Origin of the sequence: Micromonospora sp. NPDC049679, assembly GCF_040659735.1 — a bacterium.
GTDB lineage: Bacteria > Actinomycetota > Actinomycetes > Mycobacteriales > Micromonosporaceae > Micromonospora_I.
Map to the genome: position 1 here is coordinate 1 of NZ_JBFANZ010000092.1, position 1,218 is coordinate 1,218.

At 52.0% G+C, this 1,218-nt stretch carries 1 rRNA gene; it reads left to right on the forward strand.

Annotation, left to right across the window (positions count from 1 at the left end):
* Positions 1–1,218, forward strand: a 23S ribosomal RNA gene (locus AB0J06_RS26340); the annotation flags it as partial.

Here is a 1,218-nt window from a genome sequence, read left to right on the forward strand (position 1 = left end):
AGCGCCTCCAGCGCGGCGCGCAGGTTCTCGCCGTACGGGGTGCCGTCGGCGAGCGCGAAACAGGACGCGCCCCAGAAGTCGATGTCCAGCTTAGATGGTTACCTTACACTGAATACATAGGTGTATGGAGCGAACCAGGGGAACTGAAACATCTAAGTACCCTGAGGAAAAGAAATCAACCGAGATTCCCTTAGTAGTGGCGAGCGAACGGGGACTAGCCCTTAAGTGGCTTTGAGATTAGCGGAACGCTCTGGAAAGTGCGGCCATAGTGGGTGATAGCCCTGTACGCGAAAATCTCTTAGTCATGAAATCGAGTAGGACGGAGCACGAGAAACTTTGTCTGAATATGGGGGGACCATCCTCCAAGGCTAAATACTACTGACTGACCGATAGTGAACTAGTACCGTGAGGGAAAGGCGAAAAGAACCCCGGAGAGGGGAGTGAAATAGATCCTGAAACCGTATGCGTACAAGCAGTGGGAGCAGACTTTGTTCTGTGACTGCGTACCTTTTGTATAATGGGTCAGCGACTTATTTTCAGTGGCGAGCTTAACCGAATAGGGGAGGCGTAGCGAAAGCGAGTCTTAATAGGGCGTCTAGTCGCTGGGAATAGACCCGAAACCGGGCGATCTATCCATGGGCAGGTTGAAGGTTGGGTAACACTAACTGGAGGACCGAACCGACTACCGTTGAAAAGTTAGCGGATGACCTGTGGATCGGAGTGAAAGGCTAATCAAGCTCGGAGATAGCTGGTTCTCCTCGAAAGCTATTTAGGTAGCGCCTCATGTATCACTGTAGGGGGTAGAGCACTGTTTCGGCTAGGGGGTCATCCCGACTTACCAAACCGATGCAAACTCCGAATACCTACAAGTGCCGAGCATGGGAGACACACGGCGGGTGCTAACGTCCGTCGTGAAAAGGGAAACAACCCAGACCGTCAGCTAAGGTCCCAAAGTTATGGTTAAGTGGGAAACGATGTGGGAAGGCTTAGACAGCTAGGAGGTTGGCTTAGAAGCAGCCACCCTTTAAAGAAAGCGTAATAGCTCACTAGTCGAGTCGGCCTGCGCGGAAGATGTAACGGGGCTCAAACCATACACCGAAGCTACGGGTATCACCTTCGGGTGATGCGGTAGAGGAGCGTTCTGTAAGCCTGTGAAGGTGAGTTGAGAAGCTTGCTGGAGGTATCAGAAGTGCGAATGCTGACATGAGTAACGATAAT